The 19,383-nt window shown below is 64.0% G+C and carries 17 protein-coding genes; 6 read left to right on the top strand and 11 right to left on the bottom strand.

The window, feature by feature from the left end:
• Positions 1 to 54: 54 nt before the first annotated feature.
• The 4 genes from CKO40_RS18650 to CKO40_RS18665 all read right to left on the bottom strand — a co-directional run bounded on the left by CKO40_RS18650 (position 55) and on the right by CKO40_RS18665 (position 3,642).
• Positions 55 to 483, bottom strand: a complete 429-nt coding sequence (locus CKO40_RS18650; RefSeq protein WP_200347957.1) for a DsrE family protein — start codon at positions 481 to 483, stop codon at positions 55 to 57.
• 32 nt (positions 484 to 515) lie between these two features.
• Positions 516 to 1,985, bottom strand: a complete 1,470-nt coding sequence (locus tag CKO40_RS18655; protein ID WP_200347958.1) for a PhoH family protein — start codon at positions 1,983 to 1,985, stop codon at positions 516 to 518.
• Between the two features lie 287 nt (positions 1,986 to 2,272).
• Entirely contained in the window at positions 2,273 to 2,740 is a 468-nt protein-coding gene (locus tag CKO40_RS18660; RefSeq protein ID WP_200347959.1) for a peroxiredoxin, read from the bottom strand.
• A gap of 362 nt (positions 2,741 to 3,102) precedes the next feature.
• A complete protein-coding gene (locus tag CKO40_RS18665; RefSeq protein ID WP_200347960.1) occupies positions 3,103 to 3,642 on the bottom strand; it encodes a glycine cleavage system transcriptional repressor in 540 nt (179 codons plus the stop codon).
• Between the two features lie 156 nt (positions 3,643 to 3,798).
• Here CKO40_RS18665 and dapA point away from each other — a divergent pair, with 156 nt between their 5' ends.
• Both dapA and bamC read left to right on the top strand, forming a co-directional pair.
• Entirely contained in the window at positions 3,799 to 4,674 is an 876-nt protein-coding gene (gene dapA / locus CKO40_RS18670; RefSeq protein ID WP_200347974.1) for a 4-hydroxy-tetrahydrodipicolinate synthase, read from the top strand.
• Between the two features lie 130 nt (positions 4,675 to 4,804).
• Positions 4,805 to 5,977 carry an outer membrane protein assembly factor BamC gene (gene bamC / locus CKO40_RS18675; RefSeq protein ID WP_242477171.1) on the top strand — a complete coding sequence of 391 codons (1,173 nt, stop codon included), beginning with the start codon at positions 4,805 to 4,807 and terminating at the stop codon, positions 5,975 to 5,977.
• Between the two features lie 326 nt (positions 5,978 to 6,303).
• On the opposite strand, the gene cydC is transcribed toward bamC, so the two are convergent.
• The 6 genes from cydC to metG all read right to left on the bottom strand — a co-directional run bounded on the left by cydC (position 6,304) and on the right by metG (position 14,220).
• A complete protein-coding gene (gene cydC, locus CKO40_RS18680) occupies positions 6,304 to 8,034 on the bottom strand; it encodes a thiol reductant ABC exporter subunit CydC (protein ID WP_200347962.1) in 1,731 nt (576 codons plus the stop codon).
• 412 nt (positions 8,035 to 8,446) lie between these two features.
• A complete protein-coding gene (gene cydD / locus CKO40_RS18685) occupies positions 8,447 to 10,213 on the bottom strand; it encodes a thiol reductant ABC exporter subunit CydD (RefSeq protein ID WP_200347963.1) in 1,767 nt (588 codons plus the stop codon).
• A gap of 162 nt (positions 10,214 to 10,375) precedes the next feature.
• A complete protein-coding gene (locus CKO40_RS18690) occupies positions 10,376 to 10,921 on the bottom strand; it encodes a lipocalin family protein (RefSeq protein ID WP_200347964.1) in 546 nt (181 codons plus the stop codon).
• Positions 10,921 to 11,562 (bottom strand): DUF6134 family protein, encoded by a 642-nt coding sequence (locus CKO40_RS18695; RefSeq protein ID WP_200347965.1) that lies wholly within the window; start codon positions 11,560 to 11,562, stop codon positions 10,921 to 10,923. Before CKO40_RS18695 ends, CKO40_RS18690 begins: the two co-directional genes overlap by 1 nt.
• Positions 11,559 to 12,368 carry a DUF1295 domain-containing protein gene (locus CKO40_RS18700; RefSeq protein ID WP_200347966.1) on the bottom strand — a complete coding sequence of 270 codons (810 nt, stop codon included), beginning with the start codon at positions 12,366 to 12,368 and terminating at the stop codon, positions 11,559 to 11,561. Before CKO40_RS18700 ends, CKO40_RS18695 begins: the two co-directional genes overlap by 4 nt.
• A gap of 172 nt (positions 12,369 to 12,540) precedes the next feature.
• Positions 12,541 to 14,220 carry a methionine--tRNA ligase gene (gene metG / locus CKO40_RS18705; RefSeq protein ID WP_242477172.1) on the bottom strand — a complete coding sequence of 560 codons (1,680 nt, stop codon included), beginning with the start codon at positions 14,218 to 14,220 and terminating at the stop codon, positions 12,541 to 12,543.
• 598 nt (positions 14,221 to 14,818) lie between these two features.
• Here metG and apbC point away from each other — a divergent pair.
• From apbC to CKO40_RS18720, 3 genes are all read left to right on the top strand, one after another.
• Positions 14,819 to 15,910 (top strand): iron-sulfur cluster carrier protein ApbC, encoded by a 1,092-nt coding sequence (gene apbC / locus CKO40_RS18710; RefSeq protein ID WP_200347967.1) that lies wholly within the window; start codon positions 14,819 to 14,821, stop codon positions 15,908 to 15,910.
• Positions 15,911 to 16,125: 215 nt separating this feature from the next.
• Entirely contained in the window at positions 16,126 to 16,464 is a 339-nt protein-coding gene (locus CKO40_RS18715; protein ID WP_200347968.1) for a DUF433 domain-containing protein, read from the top strand.
• A complete protein-coding gene (locus tag CKO40_RS18720; RefSeq protein WP_200347969.1) occupies positions 16,461 to 16,814 on the top strand; it encodes a DUF5615 family PIN-like protein in 354 nt (117 codons plus the stop codon). The genes CKO40_RS18715 and CKO40_RS18720 overlap by 4 nt, the downstream gene beginning before the upstream one ends.
• Positions 16,815 to 16,847: 33 nt before the next feature.
• Here CKO40_RS18720 and CKO40_RS18725 read toward each other — a convergent pair whose 3' ends face one another.
• Positions 16,848 to 17,129, bottom strand: coding sequence for a hypothetical protein (locus tag CKO40_RS18725; RefSeq protein ID WP_200347970.1), 282 nt, complete (start codon positions 17,127 to 17,129; stop codon positions 16,848 to 16,850).
• A 676-nt stretch (positions 17,130 to 17,805) separates the two neighbouring features.
• On the opposite strand from CKO40_RS18725, the gene CKO40_RS18730 reads away from it, so the two are divergent.
• Positions 17,806 to 19,209 carry a porin gene (locus CKO40_RS18730; protein ID WP_200347971.1) on the top strand — a complete coding sequence of 468 codons (1,404 nt, stop codon included), beginning with the start codon at positions 17,806 to 17,808 and terminating at the stop codon, positions 19,207 to 19,209.
• The last annotated feature ends 174 nt before the right edge of the window (positions 19,210 to 19,383 follow it).

The following is a 19,383-nucleotide window of genomic DNA, read 5'->3' on the forward strand; positions in this document are numbered from 1 at the left end:
AGATTGGGATCGGGGCGAGGGCGGGCCGGGGCGGTCGGCTGCCCCAGCCTGGGATCAAGGGCGGATGTAGGCATACCCCTGGGATTGGAGCTCGGCGATTCGGGTGACGCCGCCTTGCTCGGCGATCTTGAGCCCGTCGATCAGCTCGTCCGGCTCCAGGTTGAGTGCGGTCAGTGTGTTGGCACAGGCCTCCACGGTGACGCCCTGCTCTTGCAGCTTCGCGACCGCGTTCCTGACAGTGGCGACGGCCTCGAGGGCGTCGAAGCGTCTGACCGCCGGGCCGTGCAGCACCAGCACCATGTTGATCTTGTCCGGGCCGCCGATGCCGTCGATGTGGTTCTGCATGTTGTTGAGCGCGAAATTGACCTTGCTTTCGTCGCTGACGTGATAGACCACATCGAGCTTGTCATCGTCGGCGGTCGTCACGCTCGCGACCATCAGCAAGACCAATGCGAGCGGGATGGCAAGAAGGGGTTGTCTCATAGTGGCAGCTCCTCTGGTAGCGTTGTTGTGATTTAGAGCGCGCCGGAGGCGAAATCCGCGAGCCTTGAGCGCTCGCCCCGACGCAGGGTGATGTGGCCGCTGTGCTCCCAGTCCTTGAAGCGGTCCACGACATAGGTCAGGCCGGAGGTGGTCTCGGTCAGATAGGGCGTGTCGATCTGCGCGATGTTGCCGAGGCAGACGATCTTGGTCCCCGGGCCAGCGCGCGTGATCAGGGTCTTCATCTGCTTGGCGGTCAGGTTCTGGGCTTCGTCCAGGATGATGTACTTGTGCAGGAAGGTCCGCCCGCGCATGAAGTTCAGTGACGAGATGCGGATGCGGTTGCGCACCAGATCATTGGTCGCCGCACGCCCCCAGTCGCCGCCTTCGGTCTGGGTCAGGACCTCGAGGTTGTCCATCAGCGCGCCCATCCAGGGCGTCATCTTCTCTTCCTCGGTGCCTGGCAGGAAGCCGATGTCCTCGCCGACCGGGACCGTGACCCGGGTCATGATGATCTCACGGTAGCGCCCGCGGTCGAGCACCTGCGCCAGCCCGGCAGCGAGGGCCAGCAGGGTCTTGCCCGTTCCGGCACTGCCGAGCAGGGTCACGAAGTCCAGGTCCGGGTCCATCAGCATGTTCAGCGCGAAATTCTGCTCGCGATTGCGTGCCGTGATGCCCCAGACATTATGGCGTTGGACGCGGTAGTCCTCGGCCAGCTCGATGACCGCCTCGGTCTCGCTGCGCTTGTCGCGGACCACGGCCTCGAAGGCCTCATCGCCCTCGAGATGCAGACACTCGTTGACGTACCAGTCGGTGACATCCGGACCGCTGATCCGATAGAAGGTACGCCCTTCCTCCTTCCAGGCGTCGACCTCCTTGGCGTTGTGCTCCCAGAAGTCATCCGGCAGCGTTGCCATCCCGGTATAGAGCAGATTGACGTCGTCGAGGACCTGGTCGTTGGAATAGTCCTCGGCGGCGATGCCGAGCACCGCCGCCTTGATGCGCAGATTGATGTCCTTTGAGACGATGACGATCGAGCGCTCCGGGGCCTGCGCTGGGGCCTGTTCTGGGGCCTGCTCCGGGGCCTGTTCTGGGCGCTGTTCCAAGCGCTGCAGCTCGAGCGCTGTTCCGAGGATGTCGTTGTCCGCAGTCGTGCCCGGCAGCGTGCGTGCAACCGGTTGCGCGGGCCGCTCGGTCTGGAAGAAGAGCCGTCCGGTCGGTGGCTCGGTGAAGCCGCGCCCGTAATCGCTGAGCGGATGGATCGGCAGCCCCGCCTCGATCTCGTCGCGGTCGGCGTCGCTCATCAGCTGATCGAGGAAGCGGCTGACCTGCCGAACGTTACGGGCGACCTCCGAAAGCCCCTTCTTGCCTGCATCGAGCTCTTCGAGGACGACCATCGGCAGATAGATGTCGTGCTCCTTGAACCGGAACAGCGCGGTCGGGTCGTGCATCAGCACATTGGTATCGAGCACAAACAGGCAAAGGTCGCTCTCGCGCTTGATCATCGGCGTCTCGGGTCGGGGAGGGTTACGGAAGCGAGTTGGCGGGCGCGGCTCGAGCGGCGATGGCCCATTCGGGGCCCAAGCCGGGGCCCATCTGGGCCCCCATTTGGGCGTTAGCCCCTGTCCACAAATGACTTCCCGATTCTGAGGCCACCGCTCGCCGCAGCATCGGGGAGCAGATGATGGACGACTCCTTAGTCAAGGGCACGCTTAGAAGCTGTCCATCAACTTCTTCCCGATTTACGGGCCAGCGCTGGGCGATCATCGGGAAGTAGAAAATGGACAGCCACTTAGTCAAGGGCACGGACTGCCGCCAGTACCTCGTCGACGTGGCCGGGCACCTTGACGCCACGCCACTCCTTGATCAGCTTGCCCTGCTCGTCGATCAGGAAGGTGCTGCGCTCGATGCCGAGCGATTCCTTGCCGTACATCTTCTTCAGCTTGATCACATCGAACGCCTTGCACAGGACCTCGTCTGTATCGGACAGCAAGTCGAACGGAAAGCCCTGCTTGGCCTTGAAGTTCTCTTGTGCCTTGATGCCGTCTCGAGAGGCGCCGAGGATTGCGGTGTTCGCGGCCGAGAACTCGGCATAGGCGGCGCTGAAGTCCAGCCCCTCCTGGGTGCAGCCCGATGTGCTCGCCTTCGGGTAGAAATAGAGCACCAAGCGCTGACCATGGAAGTCGGAGAGCTTCAGCCGCTTATCGCCGGTAGCCGGCAGCTCGAGATCCGGGACGGGCTCATTGAGTGTGACGGACATGAGGATCACTCCAGGGTTGACCAGTCGGGATGATGGTGCGTGCGGCCGTCCGGGTGATGACGGTCGGTTGACCCGGCAGCTGCCCGGGAGATATCAGGTCGTCCAGAGCGATTTGGAAGCATCTTTCAGTGCTTGCCGCCTGTGCCGGCGGTTGTTGGAGGCGTCATCGGCACTGCTCGACGGGCAGCGCGTATCGGGCTTTGCCCAATCGGCCTTGCCCGACCGGCCTGATGCGATCAGCCTAATGCGATCAGGGGCATTCAGGACTTCTGCGCAGATCACACTGGATTGACTGTCGATCTCACTGGACGATTGGGGGCGATTAGGGGCGATTAGGGGCGATTAGGGGCGATCAGGAGCGCTCAGGACTTCTGCGGCTCCAGCACGGCGTCGAGATTGAGCCCGTCGCAGTAATCCATGAACTCTTCGCGCAGCGTCGCGATATGGGTGTCGGCGGGGATGCCGACGGTCATATGGACGGCGAACATCGGCGTGCCTGTGTGCGCGGCGGCGTAGGTGGTGGTCGCCATGTCTTCGATATTGATCTGGCGCTCAGCGAAGAAGCCGGCCAGGTTGTTGACGATCCCGGGATGATCCATCGCGATCACGTCGACCGCGTAGGGGAGCTTGCCGCCGTTCTGGGGGCGCGCTCCGGTGCGCTTGCAGACGATGGTCATATCGAGCGACCGCTCCAGCTCCGGGAGCGCGTTCTCAACCTTCGCGAGGGTATTCCACTTGCCTTCGACAAGTAGGATGGCGGCGAACTCGCCACCCAGGACGGTCATGCGGCTGTCTTCGATGTTGCAGCCGTGCTCGAGGATGCTCCGCGAGAGATCGTTGACCAGACCGGGATGGTCGGCTCCGACAGCAGAGATGACGAGGTAAGTCTTGTGCGTGGCCATGTCTCTCGTTCCTGAGGGCTCTCAGCGATGAGGGCCAAAGTGTAGCAGCAAGCGGTGATCACCGGCCAAGCGCCTGTCGGCGGTGGTGCGCTTGTAAAGCCTCAATCCCCCAAGATACCATTCTGTATCGATCTTTTTCCGATGAGTGAGGGCCCTATGATCCGAGGCAGCATCGTCGCGCTCGTAACGCCGATGGACCCTGGTGGCGAGGTGGACGGCGCAGCACTCGAGCGGCTCGTCGATCTGCACGTGCAGGCCGGCACCGCCGCCATCGTCTCGGTCGGAACGACCGGCGAGTCGGCGACGCTCGACGAGGCGGAGCACTGCGAGGTGCTCGCGCGCACGGTCGCTGCGGCAGCGGGCCGGATTCCAGTGATCGCCGGTACCGGGGCGAATTCCACCATTGAGGCCATCCGGCTCACCCAATGTGCGGCGGAAACGGGCGCCGATGCGGCCCTGTTGGTGACCCCCTACTACAACAAGCCCACCCAGGCGGGCTTGATCGCGCACTTCACCAAGATCGCCGATACGGTCGCGATCCCGCAGATCCTCTACAATGTCCCGGGCCGCACGGCCTGCGATCTGCTCCCGGAGACGGCCATCGAGCTCGCGCGCCACCCGCGGATCATCGGTATTAAGGATGCGACCGCGGACCTGGGTCGGGTTGCGTTGTTGCGCGCCGGCTGCGGCCCCGATTTCGCGCTCTACAGCGGCGACGATGGCACCGGCTGCGAGTTCATGCTCCAGGGTGGCGACGGTGTGATCTCGGTGACGACCAATGTGGCGCCGGCAATGATGGCCGAGCTCTGCTCAGCGGCGCTGGCCGGTGAGCGGGAGCGGGCGCTCGAGCTCAACGCCCGGCTCGATCCTCTGCATCGGCATCTGTTCGCCGAGTCGAACCCGATTCCGGTCAAATGGGCCTTACAACAGATGGGCCTGATCCAGACGGGCATTCGGCTGCCGCTGACCTGGCTATCAGCGCCACACCAGGCGCCGTTGCGCCAGGCCTTGGCTGAGGTGGGCGCGCTTTGAGCCGCCTGCCTGCCCGTTCGATTCTTCGAGCAGCAACTGCATGAATCCACACCCTCTCTCTACGCGCCCAACAGGCAGGTCTTCCGGCCAGGCCGCAGCGCTGAGGACACGCAAGCGTCGTCTATTCGGTTTGCTCCTGAGCACCGCGCTGCTGGCGTTCTGGGCATTGTCCCCGCTGTTGCTCACAGGCTGCGGCAGCGCCCGAAAGCTTGACCAATATCTGCCGGATCGGCGCGTTGAGTACAAGGAAACGCGGGAGGCCGAAGAGAACCTCGAGCTCCCGCCGGACCTTGCCGGTGCCACCTTTGACGACGCGCTGGATATCCCCGGTCCCAGCGGCACGGCCACCTACTCGTCCTATGCCGGTGAGCGTCAGGCACGCCACCAGATCGCTGGGAGCGGCGAGGTGCTGCCTGAGGTCGCTGGGGTGAGCTTGGAGCGCTCCGGTGACGAGCGCTGGCTGGAGGTCGAGGCGCCGCCGGAGGCGGTCTGGCCTAAGCTCGTCTCGTTCTGGCGCCAGCAGGGCATCCTGCTGACCGAGCAGGACCCGGCAATCGGGGTCATGAAGACCGATTGGCTCGAGAACCGGGCCGAGATCCGCAACGACTTCGTGACCAACATGCTGCGCAAGGTCGCCGATGGGCTCTATGCGACCTCGACCCGGGATCAGTACCGTGTCCGGATCGACGCTGGCCCCGGCCGCGGGACCTCGGAGGTTTTCCTGACCCATCGGGCGATGGAGGAGCGCCTGGTACGCAACACCGTCGGTGAAGGGGCGACCACCGTCTGGGAGCCGGCCCAGAGCGATCCCGGCAAGGAGGCCGAGATGCTGCGTCGGCTGATGCTCTATCTCGGCGTCTCCGACCGTAATGCCGAGCGCATGCTGGCCGCTGGCGGCGGCAGCGCGCCGACCTCGGCCGGGCGTGCCGGGCCCAACGCGCGCTTGGTGAGCGCGGGGGCTGGCAGCGCCTTGGTCATCTCGGAAGAGTTCCGCCGCGCCTGGCGGCAAGTCGGGCTTGCGCTCGATCGCAGCGGCTTCGCGGTCGAGGACCGTGACCGCAGTGCTGGCGTCTTCTTCGTCCGATACGACGACCCGACCCGGCGCGAGAAGAAGCAGGGGCTGCTCTCGAAGATGGCGTTCTGGAGCAGCGGCGATGGCCCCGACCGCGCCAAGACCTATCAGATCCGGGTCGAGGGTGATGGTGACGAGAGCCGCGTGACCGTCTACGACGAGGCCGGCCGCCGCGACAGCTCGGAGACCGGGGAGCAGATCCTGAGGCTGCTCAAGAACGAACTCGGTTGATGTTGAAGATTGGCGCGACTGCTGGGTGGCGGTCGCGCTTCGAGAAGGCGAGTCGCATCCGCCTGTAGCCAGCGTCCGGTCCGGCCGTTCGCGCCAGTCAATCGTTTGTTCGGGGCAGAACCGGTCGTTCTGCAGCGGCATCTCGCAGCGCCCCGATTATCAGAGCGTCTTGATCTGATCCATCTGAGTAAGCTGCGGATTGAGAGAAGGCTGAGCGCATCTCTTAGTGGCTGTCCATTTTCTACTTCCCGATGATCGCCCAGCGCTGGCCCGTAAATCGGGAAGAAGTTGATGGACAGCTTCTTAGCGCAAGCCTTGATTCGCGGTCAAGACTCGAGGTCCAACCCGAGTAGACGCGGATAGATCGGGGCCTGGAGTAGCTCGCGGTGGGTGCCGCGCTCGACGACCCGGCCCTGATCCAACACGAGGATCTCGTCCATCTGCGCGAGCGCCACCGGCCGGTGCGTGATCAACAGCACGGTGCGGCCGACCATCAGCTGTTGCACCGCATCCATCAAGGCCCGCTCGGTCACCGCGTCCAGCCCCTCGGTCGGCTCATCGAGCAACAGGATCGGGGCGTCGCGCAGCAGCGCCCGGGCGATCGCGATCCGACGCGCCTGCCCGCCCGAGAGCCGAACCCCAGTCTCGCCGACCCAGGTATCGTATCCGTCCGGCAGTTCGGCAATGAATCCGTGGATCTGCGCCGTTTCGCAGGCCTGCTCCAGCAAGCCCTGGGGTGCATCGGGCGCCGCGATCAGTAGGTTCTCGCGGATACTGGCGTCGAACAGGTGCGTGTACTGCGAGACCAGCGCGACGCGCTCACGCAGGTCTTCGCCGTGGAAGGCCTCGAGCGGCTCGCCGCCGAGCCGGATACGGCCTGATACCGGCTCCCAGAAGCGTAGCAGCAGGTTGAACAGGGTCGTCTTGCCGGAGCCGGTCGCCCCAACGATCGCGACCCGACGGCCTGCTGGCAGATCAAGGTCAATGCCGTCGAGTACCGGACGCTCGGCATCCGGATAGTGGAACCGGACTGACTCAATCGCGATATGGCTGTCCCGCGGTGTCGGTGAAGGCCCCGTCGGCTCGGTCACCGCGGGCTTGGTGTCGACGATCGCGAACAGCCGGCGGGCGGCAGCGAGGGTCGATTCCAGCTGCTGGAATGCGAGCGGCAGCGGCGCCACGGCCTCGAAGGTCGCAAGCGAGAAGAGCGCCAGCATCGCCAGCTGCGGCGGGGCCAGCGTGCCGTCATGGACCAACGGGATGCCGAGCCAGAGCACGGCCCAGAGGGTCAGGTTCGCGGTGAAGCCGGTGGCGGCCTGGGTGATGCCGCTGATGCCGCTCATGCGCTGCTGCTCGGCGACCAGTGCCCGGCTGATGCGGTCCAGATGGCGCGCGTGGCCGTCCGCAGCGCCGTAGACGAGGAGCTCCGAGAGGCCCTGGGTGCCGTCGATGCCGGCCTGGCGCAGGTCGGCCTGCAGCTGCACGATGCGCTGGCCGGGCTCCTTGCCGAGCCGGTGTCCCAGCCAGGGCAGCAGCACACCGGCGATCAGCAGCGTGCACAGCAGCAGCAGCGCCAGCCCGAGATCGAACAGGGCGGTGAACAGGACGAACGCGACGCCGGCCGTGATGGCAACCAGCACCGGCACCATGACCCGGACATAGAGATTGTCGAGCGCATCGATGTCGCTGCGGATGCGGGTCAGCAGGTCGCCGCTGTGATAGGCCATCAGCCGGGCCGGCGCGAGCGGCTCGAGATGACGGTAGAACCAGACGCGCAGACCGGCGAGCTGGCGGAGGGTGGCCTCGTGGGTGATCAGCCGCTCGAAGTAACGACCGGCGGTCCGGGCGATGGCGCTGCCGCGGATCACTGCGGCCGGGGTGAAGTAGTTCATGGCCACGCCGGCCGCGCCGGCAACGGCCATCGCGGTGATGAACCAACCCGAGATCGCCATCAGCGCCACGTTGGCGAGCAGCGTGATCAGCGCGACCGCGAACCCGCCCAACATCCAGCCGCGATAGGGCGCGAACAGCCGCCATAGACGCATCAGATCCTGCATCCAAGCCTCCTGTTCCTGTTCCTGTTCCTGTTCCTGTTCCCGTTCCCGTTTAGGGTCACACTCGAGCTCAGGCTCCCGCTCCCGCTACCGCTCCAGTTCAGGCGCACACTCGTGCTCCTGCTCCTGCTCCTGCTCCTGCTCCTGCTCCTGCTCCCGCCCCTGTTCAGGCTCACACTCGCGCCCAGGCCCAGGCCCAGGCCCAGGCCCAGGCCCAGGCCCAGGCCCAGGCTCAGGTTTCCACTCCCGTCGCGTTGCCCTCTCCGGGCATCCTGCGCTAACAGCCTGTTGGTCAGGTACGGGGTCTCACCACGCAGGCGACCCGGTAATGACCACTCGGAGCAGCGCATCCCCCGGTTTGGCTCGCTGCCATCGCCGTTCGTCACGACGAGGGTTTGTCCTGAGCGCGAGCGCATCATGATGCGGCCGGCTCGAGTAGCTTGACCATCCGCTGGTAGTGGCCACCCTGCTGCACCAGCACCTCATGGGTGCCGGACTCGATGATCCGGCCTTGCTCGATCACCAGGATGCGATCGGCATCGCGGACCGTGCTGAGGCGGTGCGCAATGACGAGCATCGATCGGTCGCGGGCGAGCTCATCGAGCGCCTTCTGCACCAATGCCTCACTCGCTGGATCAAGGCTGGCCGTGGCCTCGTCCAGGATCACGAGCCGCGCATCGCGCAGGAAGGCCCGCGCGAGCGCGATGCGCTGGATCTGCCCGCCCGAGAGGCCGACGCCGCGCTCGCCGACCGGCGCGTCATAGGCACGTGGCAGCTGCTCGATGAACTCGGCCGCATGGGCCCGCCTAGCCGCGCGCTGGACCGCTTCGTCCGTCGCATCGGGCAGACCGAGCCGGATATTGTCGGCGATCGTGCCCTGGAACAGCCTGGGCTGCTGCGGAAGCCAGGCGAGCTGCCGGCGCCAGTCCTCGATATCGAACGCCGCCAGGTCCTGGCCGTCGACGGTGAGGCGCCCCTTCTCCGGTTCGATGAACCCGAGCAGCAGGTTCGCGACCGTGCTCTTACCGGCCCCGCTCGGCCCGACCAGCGCGATCCGTTGGCCGGGCTCGATCACGAACGAGGCGCCGTCGAGTGCCGGTCTGCCGGACTCATAGCTGAAGTGCACGCCCTCGAACCGAACCCTCATCGCGCCGTCGGGCGCAAATCCTGTCGCAGGCTCGGCTCGGCTCGGCAGCTCGGTCTCGAAGACGCCGACGAGCCGCTCGGCCGCGGCGATCGCCTCCATGCGGCCGTGGTAATGCGTCCCGAGATTCCGCAACGGCAGATAGAATTCGGGTGCGAGCAGCAGGATGAAGAAGCCGGTCACGAAACTGATCTCGGGCGGAGCGATCAGGTCCGGAATCGGCAGATCGAGCTGATACAGCCGGAAGCCGATGAAGACCGCGATGATCGCAATGCCCAGCGTCGAGAAGAGCTCGAGCACGGCCGAGGTCAGAAAGGCCACCCGCAGCACCCGCATCGTGCTCGCTCGGTAATCATCCGAGATGCGCGCGATCACATCGGCCTCACGCCGGCTTGCGTTGAACAGCTTCAGCGTGGTGATGCCCTGGATCACGTCGAGGAAGTGCGCGCCCATCCGGGCCAGCTCCTTCCAGAGCTGCTGATTCAGTCGCTCGACCCCGCTGCCGATCAGGATCATGAACAGCGGGATCAATGGGGCAGTGACCAGCATGATCAGCGCCGACAGCCAGTCCAGCGGCAAGACAACGATCAGGATCGCGAGCGGGATCAGCGCTGTCAGCGACATCGCCGGCAGATAGCGGGCGTAGTAGGCCTCGACCGATTCGATGCCGCGTGTCAGGTCTTCGGCGATCGCACCGCTGCGCTGACCAGCCATCCAGGCCGGGCCGGCGGCCTGGATGTGGCGATAGAGCCGGTCGCGCAGCGTGATCTTGACTTGAGCGGCGGCGCGGAAGGCGCTCTGCTCTGAGGCCCAGGCGACCAGCGCGCGCACCGCGAACAGCAATAGCAACGGCCCCAGCCAGCCGCTCACATCAGCCAGTGTCGCATCGGCGAATACGACGGCATCGATGACCTGCGCGAGAAGCCATGCCTGGAGGATCAGCAGGACCCCGTTACCGAGGCCCAGCCCGACCGAGAGCCGCAGCCAGCGGGAGGCCAGCGGCTTCTGGGCATCAAGCAGTTCGCGGGGCGCAGTCAACGGGCGGGATCGTCTCGTCAGGGGCAGGCGCGGTCGAGGGGCTTCGAGCTTTAGCGGTGGCGGCAACAGGGCTAGGCCCTGAGGCCGCCGGGCCGCCTCGGCGCGAGGATTGTATCAAGTCTCGGGCAGGCGCGAGGCCCCGTGCCCGCGCCGAGCGGCCGATCATCCGCCCTGCTGTGGTACCCGCTGCAGCTTGGTCGGGTCATAGCCGACGTCCTTGATGAAGGTCTGCATCCTCTTGAACTCCGCATCGCTGAATTCGGGTGTCCGTGACATGACCCAGACGTAATCCCGTTTGGCTCGACCGATCACCGTGGTCTGGTAGTCCTCATCAAGGTAGATGACCCGGTAGTCGGCCTTGATCGGCCAGAGGAATTGCATCCCCCAGCGGGCATTGGTCTGCTCGTCGAGCACGAAGCCCTTCGGGTGGTAGGTCTTCTTGGGGCCGTCGAAGCCACTCTTGTTGAAGGTAAAGGTGGTCGCGATGGTGCCGTCCGGGTTCAGGGCGTAGGACTCGACTGCGTTGTAGGCCTCCTTCTCGAGGAAGGTCGGGATATTGGCGACAACGTACCAGTCTCCCATAAAGCGTTCGAGGTCGACTTGATCGACAGTCTTCATCGGTTCTCCTCCGGTTTCGACACAGGCGCTCAGCAGGCTGCTGATGCCCGCGACCAGGAGCAGCAGCAGGCGTTGTTGAATGGCTCGCATTAGATCCTCCGATAGATGAGTGTGGCGCCCTTGCCGGTGTCGCTCGCGAGCCGCACCCACCCGAGCTCGTCGTGATACCAGAGGTCGATGCTGAGCTCACCGGTCTCCAGCCTGTACCGCGATGCCGGTATCCGGCGGCCATCGAGTTCGATCCGCTCGGTGCCCTGCCTTCGGACGACCACCGGTTCCAGCTCCCCTGTTTGCGGATTTAGGAGGCGGCGTTGATCGAGGATGCTCGGGTCCCAGTAAGCGAAGGTCTTGATACAGCCCTGGGCGGTCTCGACCTGCTCGCCGCGATCGATCCGAAACCCGTCATCGCGAGCCGCGCCGTCGATCCGATATCGGGTGCCATTGTCGTTGGTCCGCGCGCGAATGCGCTGCAGACAACCATTGCGGAAGACCTCTTGGCTCTGGTGTTGGTAGCGGTAGGCGGTAAAGAACAGGAAGTCCACCTTGAATTCGGCCTCGCTCGCGACCTGCTGTTGGTCACCGCTGCGGTCGATCTCGAAGCGATGCTCACCGATGGGGCGATCATCGAGGAGCACCTCAAAGCGGTAGCTGTCGTCGACCGCGGCGTTGCTGGACAACGTTGAACACAGAAGCAGGCTGCCGAGGGTGGCGCGGACGCTTGGACGGTTCATCGTAGGTCTCCGAGTTGGTGCGGTGATGAGGGCGGATGGCGCGGCGGACCGGGGAAGAAGGCATTGGTGCGGCGGGTGTAGTCGCGATAGGCCGGACGACGCTCGACGATGTCCTGCTCCAGCAGCCTGATACCGGCGATGCGCAGCAACAGCAGCGTGACCAGCAGCGGACCGATCACACTCCACCAGGCCCCGGCAGACAGTGCGAATAGGTAGAAGGCCCACCAGATGCAGAACTCACCGAAGTAGTTCGGGTGCCGGCTGTAGCGCCACAGGCCGCGGTCCAGCACCCGGTTCCGATTCGCCGGATCGGCTTTGAAGGCGGCGAGCTGTTGATCGGCGATGGTCTCGATGCCAAACCCGATCAGCCAGAGCAGCACGGCCGCGTAGTCGAGCCAGTCGAGCGGTTCTGTGCCGAACAGCGCCCCGAGCAACGGCAGCGAGATGATCCACGCCAGGGTCGCCTGCATCCCGAAGACAAGGTAGAGGCTCTTGAGCCGGAAGCCCGGCTCGTGCTCGGCGCGCAGCGCCTGATAGCGTCGGTCCTCGGGCTGGCCACGGTTGCGCAAGGTGATCGAGACCGAGAGTCGAGTCGCCCAGACGGTGACGACGAAGAGCAGGATCACGGCACGGAAAGCGAGCGGCGGCGCCAAGCTGATGTAGACCAGGGTCATCACGACGAAGAACGCCGGCCATAGGCTGTCGACGATCGTGACATCCTGCCTCGGGATGCTGAGCAGCCATCCCGCAACGGCCAGCAGCAGGGCGACGGCGAGTCCGGAGGCGTAGATCTCGAGATTGAACATAGCTCTAAACTGTCGTCCAGCGCGTTACAGGCGTTCTGTACTGCTTGACAAAGTCTTGTCTAGGTACAGCGGAGGTTGTGTGATCGGTGCCGATTCACAACCCCTCGCCGCCTTTCGTGCCCTGGTCTCTGCTTAGAAGCCCTATCAGATTGCCCGCTCTACCCGGGATAGATCAGGAGGTTGCGCGAGCGAGGTCCTCTTTCGATGCCTCGAGCATGGCCTCGATCTGCTTCGGTTCGATCCGAGTCATCAGTGGCTTGAACTTGGCGATCCCGTGGTCGAGCAGCGGGGTCTCGAGCTGTGACCAGGTCAGCGGCTCGATCTGCAGGAACTGCTCGGCGGCCTCGGCGGTGGCGGGCAGGACCGGTTTGAGCCAGCCGATCAGCAGCCGGAATAGATTGAGCCCTTGGGTGCAGATGCGCTGGAGCTCGGCGTCGCGACCCTCCTGTTTGGCGACGACCCAGGGTGCCTGCTCGTCGATGTACTGGTTCGCCTGGTCGGCGAGGATCATGATCTCGCGCACCGCGCGGCTGTATTCGCGCGCCTCGTAGGCGTCGGCGATGCGCTGATTGGCCTCCGCGAAGGTCTCGAACAGGGCCGGTGACGCCAGCTCGGCAGCGAGCCGCCCGTCGAAGCGCTTACTGATGAAGCCGGCGGTGCGGCTGGCGATGTTGACGACCTTGCCAACGAGATCCGAGTTCACGCGTGCCTGGAAGTCGTCGAGGCTGAGGTCGATATCATCGACGCCGGAGCCGAGCTTGGCGGCGAAGTAGTAGCGCAGGTATTCGGGGTTCAGGTGGTCGAGGTAGGTGCGCGCCTTGATGAAGGTGCCGCGCGACTTGGACATCTTCTGCCCGTCGACGGTCAGGAAGCCGTGGGCGAAGATCGCGGTCGGGGTGCGAAAGCCGGCACCATGGAGCATTGCCGGCCAGAACAGGGCGTGGAAGTAGATGATGTCTTTGCCGATGAAGTGATAGACCTCGGCTGGGCTCTCGGGCTCCCAGAAGTGGTCGAAGTGGAGGCCGGCGGCCTGGCCCTTGGGGCTGTCGCAAAGGTGCTGGAAGCTGGCCATGTAGCCGATCGGGGCGTCGAGCCAGACGTAGAAGAACTTGCCGGGGTGGTCGGGCATCTCGAAGCCGAAGTAGGGCGCATCGCGGGAGATGTCCCATTCCTTGAGGCCGGCGTCGAACCATTCGTCGAGCTTGTTGGCGACCTGTCCTTGCAGGCTGCCGGCGCGGGTCCAGGTCTTGAGCAGGTCTTCGAAGTCGGCCAGCTTGAAGAAGTAGTGATCGGACTGGCGCTGCTCGGGCACGGCGCCGGAGATCGCCGAGTGCGGGTGCTTGAGCTCGGCCGGTGAGTAGCTGGCGCCGCAGGCCTCGCAGTTGTCGCCGTATTGGTCGGCGGCGCCGCACTTGGGACACTCGCCTTTGATGAAGCGGTCGGGCAGGAACATCTGCTCGACCGGGTCATAGGCTTGCTCGATCGTGCGCTTGGCGATGTGGCCGGCGTCGCGGTTGCGCTCGTAGATCAAGCTGGCGTAGTGGCGGTTCTCGGGCGAGTGGGTCGAGTGATAATGGTCGAAGCCGATCCGGAAGCCGTCGAAGTCGGCGCGGTGCTCGTCGGCGACGCGGGCGATCAGTTCTTCTGGGGTGATCCCTTCCTGGCGGGCCTTGAGCATGATCGGGGTGCCGTGGGCATCATCGGCGCAGACATACCAGCAGTTGTGGCCGCGCATCTTCTGGAAGCGCGCCCAGATGTCGGTTTGGATGTACTCGACCAGGTGGCCGATGTGGATCGGGCCGTTGGCGTAGGGGAGGGCGCTGGTGATGAGGATGTCGCGGGGTTGGGTCATGTGCTGGGGTCTTGGCTGTGACGGCTTTGAGACGAGCTCGGGATAGTGGACGGGCGCTGGGGTGGTAGCGCTTGGGCGCTGTCTGGATGCGTTGGCCTCATTATCAAGGAGTGGCTTTGAGCGTGCTAGGCGCAAGCGGGTTGCTCGCGGTTGGGCGCTGGCGGCTCATCACAGGGCTGACCTTTGAGAAGGAGTTGGCCTCCCCGCTGGGGCTTGTCCGCTCAGCATGGGCACTGGCTGCCCAGCAGGGGGAGTCGCATGCTCGATCGGTGGTCCGGGGCCGAGGCCGGAGTCGCGACCGGCGGACGCCGTGAACCCGTCCTTGGGGGCTCGGCAATCGCCGTCCTGGCGATTGACGCCGCCGGTCGCGACCCCGGCCTCGTCCCCATTCGAGCGCCATGCCGGCTGCGCGCTCATGGCGGGAGCCTCTGGCGTGCGGAGGGCCTGGAGGCTTGATTTAGCCTTTGCTGATACCAGTTCGAGGTCCAGCATCGGGGCCGATGCGGCAGCGGTGGTTGTCGCGGCCGGCCGCACCGAATTCAGATGAGCATTAGAAGCCCGCGGGCCGCCGCGGTCGCCATAGACAACGGAGTTACCCATGCCAGAAGTGACCAAAGAGACCGTCGAAGCTGCCCTCAAGGGCTACACTGAGCCGCACCTGGGGCGGGATCTGGTATCCGCGAACTGCATCAAGGGGATCGAGGTCGAGGGCGACCAGGTCAAGGTCCAGGTCCTGCTGGGCTTCCCGGCCGGCGGGGTGAAGGATGCGATCGCCGACGCCGTCAAGCAGGAGGTCGAGTCGATCGACGGTGTCAGCATGGCGCAGGTCGATGTCGGCTGGCAGGTGAAGGCGCACTCGGTGCAGAAGTCGCTGAAGCCGATCGACAATGTCAAGAACATCATCGCGGTCGCGTCCGGTAAGGGCGGTGTCGGCAAGTCGACCACGGCCGTGAACCTGGCGCTTGGGCTGGCCGCCGAAGGCGCGACGGTCGGTATCCTGGATGCCGATATCTATGGTCCGTCGCAGCCGCGGATGCTGGGTGTCTCGGGCAAGCCAGAGTCGAAGGATGGCAAGAGTCTGGAGCCGATGGTCAGTCATGGGCTGCAGACGATGTCGATCGGCTTCCTGATCGAGGAAGAGACGCCAATGATCTGGCGCGGGCCGATGGTGACCCAGGCGCTGGAGCAGTTGCTGAATGATACCAACTGGTCCGAGCTGGATTATCTGGTCATCGACCTGCCGCCGGGCACCGGCGACACCCAGCTGACGCTGGCGCAGAAGGTGCCGGTCTCGGGCGCGGTGATCGTGACGACGCCGCAGGACATCGCGCTGCTCGATGCGCGTAAGGGTCTGAAGATGTTCCAGAAGGTCGAGGTGCCGGTGCTCGGCATCGTCGAGAACATGAGCATCCACATCTGCTCCAAGTGCGGTCACGAAGAGCACATCTTCGGTGAAGGCGGCGGTCAGCGTATGGCCGAGCAGTACGGCATCGAGATGCTCGGCGCGCTGCCGCTCGATATGCAGATCCGCGAAGAGACCGATGGTGGTAAGCCCAGCGTCGTGGCCGATCCGGACTCGCGCATCAGTGAGCTCTACCGCGAGATCGCCCGCAAGACTGCCGCGAAGCTCTCGCTGCAGGCGAAGGACTACGCGGCCAAGTTCCCGCGGATCGTGATCCAGAACAATTAGGCTCGTGCGATCTTGATGCGCCCTCGCCGGCTAGACGCTACGGTGGCCATCTATCCCGATCTGTGGCGTCGCCGGTTGGCTGTCGGGGCCACGTCGACGGCCGAGCTCGGCTTCGGCGTCACCTGACATGCCATATCGTAGCTTTGATCGGCGATGGGTGTGTGGCGTGAAGCGGATCGGACGGCACCCGTGATTGCCACACAGGAGATCTTGACATGACCATCGACGTCGCCGCTGAAACACCACCCTTGTCAGCAGACGCCTCCGGGGTACTCCGCATAGGGAGCTCGCGCGTGACGCTTGATAGCGTTATCAGCACCTTTCTTGATGGGGCGACCGCTGAGGAGATCGCCGAACGTTACCCAAGCATCTTGCTGAGTCAGGTCTACGCCGTCATCGCCTATTACCTGTCCCATACGACTGAGGTGGATGATTACCTTCGCGGCCGAGAACAACACGCGGCAGAGGTACGGCGGGCAAATGAGCGGCTGTTCGATCCTACCGGCATACGGGCGCGCCTGATGGCACGCCAATCCGGGCAAGACTCGCCGTGATCCGGCTACTCGCCGACGAGAACTTCAACAACAACATCGTTCGAGGGGTCAAATTGCGTGAGCCCGGCGTCGACTTGGTCCGCATCCAAGACGTCGGCCTCTCGGGCGCTGGCGACCCAAGCGTGCTGGAGTGGGCAGCGGAGCATGATCGAGTTCTGCTTACCCACGACGTTGCGACCATCACAGCATTTGCTTATGAGCGTATTCGCGCAGGCAAGCCCATGCCGGGCGTGTTCGAGGTCAGCGCCACGGTCTGCCTGCGCTCGGCGATCGACGACATCGTACTCTTGGCCACCTGCAGCAAACATGGGGAATGGGAAGCTCAGGTGCGCTACATACCGCTACGGTAGGCCAAGAGGGGCCGCACTGCGCCAGAGGAACTCCTACTCGATCGACGCTGCGTTCAATCCCACGTTGCCATCGGCGTCGATCCCGCAATCGATGGTCTCGATCTCGGCACCGGTCATCACACGGATCTGGAGCCGCTCGCCGTCGACGCCGGCAACGCCTTCGTACTGGGTGCCTGGCGGTAGGCTGTCGAGGTGCAGCTCGAAGCATTGGCGGCCGGTCGCGCGGTCGACCGTGACCTCAGGCGCAGGCTGCCCGCATCCGGCCAACAGGCCAGCTCCGACGATCAGTGCGTAAAACGTGACAGGGGCTTGCATCGGGTCTTCTGAGTCGCTCTGTATATGGCAGATGAGCGTGGCCGGGTTCGCCGAGGATAGCGCCCTGGGTTCGTCGCGGCCATGCGGCTTGGCGGGCGATGATAGCGCGAAGCCGCACCTGCTCAAACGACTCGAGGCCGAATGCTGTGCCGGGCGCGTGCGGCGAGCCCGCAATGGGCTCGCCCGACCCGATAGGGACAGGATAGCGGTTGTGCTCAGCCTACGCGCGACGCGCCATCGATATCGGCGGTCCCGGCAGGTCCGGATTGTTGCCGCAGTGCAACTTGCAGGCACAAGCTCTCGGGGCGCTCGCCCGGGCCGAAGTGCATCCCGACGGTGGTGTGCGCCGGCCTTGGGTGTATGCCGAGACTGTGCGCTCATCGCCACGCTGCTATCATGCTCAGGTGTTCAGTTGGACGGCATTCAACTTGAGGTCACGTCTCACCTAGAACTTGTAACTGTCTGGCACTTTTTGGTTTCCTGTCCGGCGAAGCGGTGTCTCGAGCGGCAGCAGCCAAGCCGCTGTTGCGAAGCTGCAACGAACACCTAAATTGTCTCTTTTTTCAAAAAAACTGTTGCGGGACTTGTTGTCCTGGTCTACTATTTCGTCTGCAAGGCACGATTGCGGAAGGTTAGTGCAATCTTTCGTCCTATTCACAACACAGCGGAGATCAAGATGCAGAAAAAGCTTCTCACCCTGGCGGTCGCTGCCGCCATGGCCGCGCCGGCTGCCGCGCTGGCCGAGGCGACCCTCTACGGCAAGTTGAACATGTCGATCGACTATGCCGACGTTCAGAATGTCGGTGATGTCGGCGACGACGGAAGTGGCGTTCCCTACGATCGTTACTACGCAGTGCCTGGGGCTACGGCTGCAAATGGTCGTCCTTTGCCAGCGGGCCCCAATACAATCGTCTTGGATGCCAACGGCAATCCGGTCATCAGCGGGGGCGAAGATTTCAAAGGTTGGGGTATCTCGAGTGAGGGTGACTATATCCCCGGTTCGAGCCGAGCAAGTCGGATTGGTGTGAAGGGTTCGGAAGACTTGGGCAATGGTCTGAAAGCAATCTACCAAGTCGAGCTCGGCCTCAATTTCGGCGATAACGATATTACGGGTGGTGGCAACGGCATCTCATATCGAAACAGCTTCGTCGGTCTCGCGGGTAACTGGGGTACCTTTTTGGTCGGGCGTCACGACACTCCGCTGAAGATCTCGACCGGTAAGCTGGATCAGTTCAGCGACACCATGGCGGACTACAACGGTACCGTCGGCTTCAATGATATCCGCGCCGATAACGTCATTGCCTACATCTCGCCCAGCTTCTCAGGTTTCTCGTTCGCCGGTGCGATGATCGCCGCTGGCGGTGGTACCGATGACGAGGGACTGAACGTCAACTCCGATTCGCTGGCAGGTGCTTGGTCGTTGGCCGGTATCTACAACAACGGACCGTTCTACGCGTCGATTGCCTACGAGTCGCTGGACAGCGATATGGGCATGGATTCTCAGACCAGCTTGCGTGGCGGAAGTGATTGCATTGACCCCGCCACTGGCCTTCCGAGGACGGGGCTTGGGTTCGAGTGTAATCACGTCGATGATTCCTTTGACAAGTGGCGCATCGGTCTTGGTCTCCTTGACTGGAACGGTTTCACGCTGAGCGCGGTTTACGAGCAACAGGAAGACCGTTTTGACGGGCAGACCTGGGAAGTGTGGCAGTACATCGATACGCGAGATGGTAGTGTCCGCAATGTAGGCGTCCCGAATGGTGTCAAGAAGCAACAACTCTGGCAGATTCAGGCGGGTTACGCGTTCGGCAACAACAAGATCAAGGCCATGTATGGCTCCGTTGATCGTGATGACGACAAGGTCCTCGGTCGCACTCGCGACGTCGTCAGCCTCAACAACCTGCGCGACGACCTAGAAGGTGACAAGCAGACTTGGGCGATCGGCTTCGATCACAACTTCAGCAAGCGTACCAAGGCCTATGTGCTCTACACGGCTGTTGATGACGACAACAACGGCATTCCTGGACAAAATGCGGTCGAGTGGAGCGGCTTCTCCGCTGGTATGGTCCACAAGTTCTGATTCCGGTCAGACCTTGTGATGAAGACGGGGCCTTCGGGCCCCGTTTTTCGTGTACGCCCGGCATGGGCATGAACTGATGGGGTGAAAGTCCCCTGTAGGAGTACCTGTAGTGTCCTCTTGGACCAATAGAACTACTAGCCGACGGCAAGGGCAAACCCGCGAGGGGATGTCTGG

This window comes from Halochromatium glycolicum (assembly GCF_016584085.1).
Taxonomy (GTDB): Bacteria; Pseudomonadota; Gammaproteobacteria; order Chromatiales; family Chromatiaceae; genus Lamprobacter; species Lamprobacter glycolicus.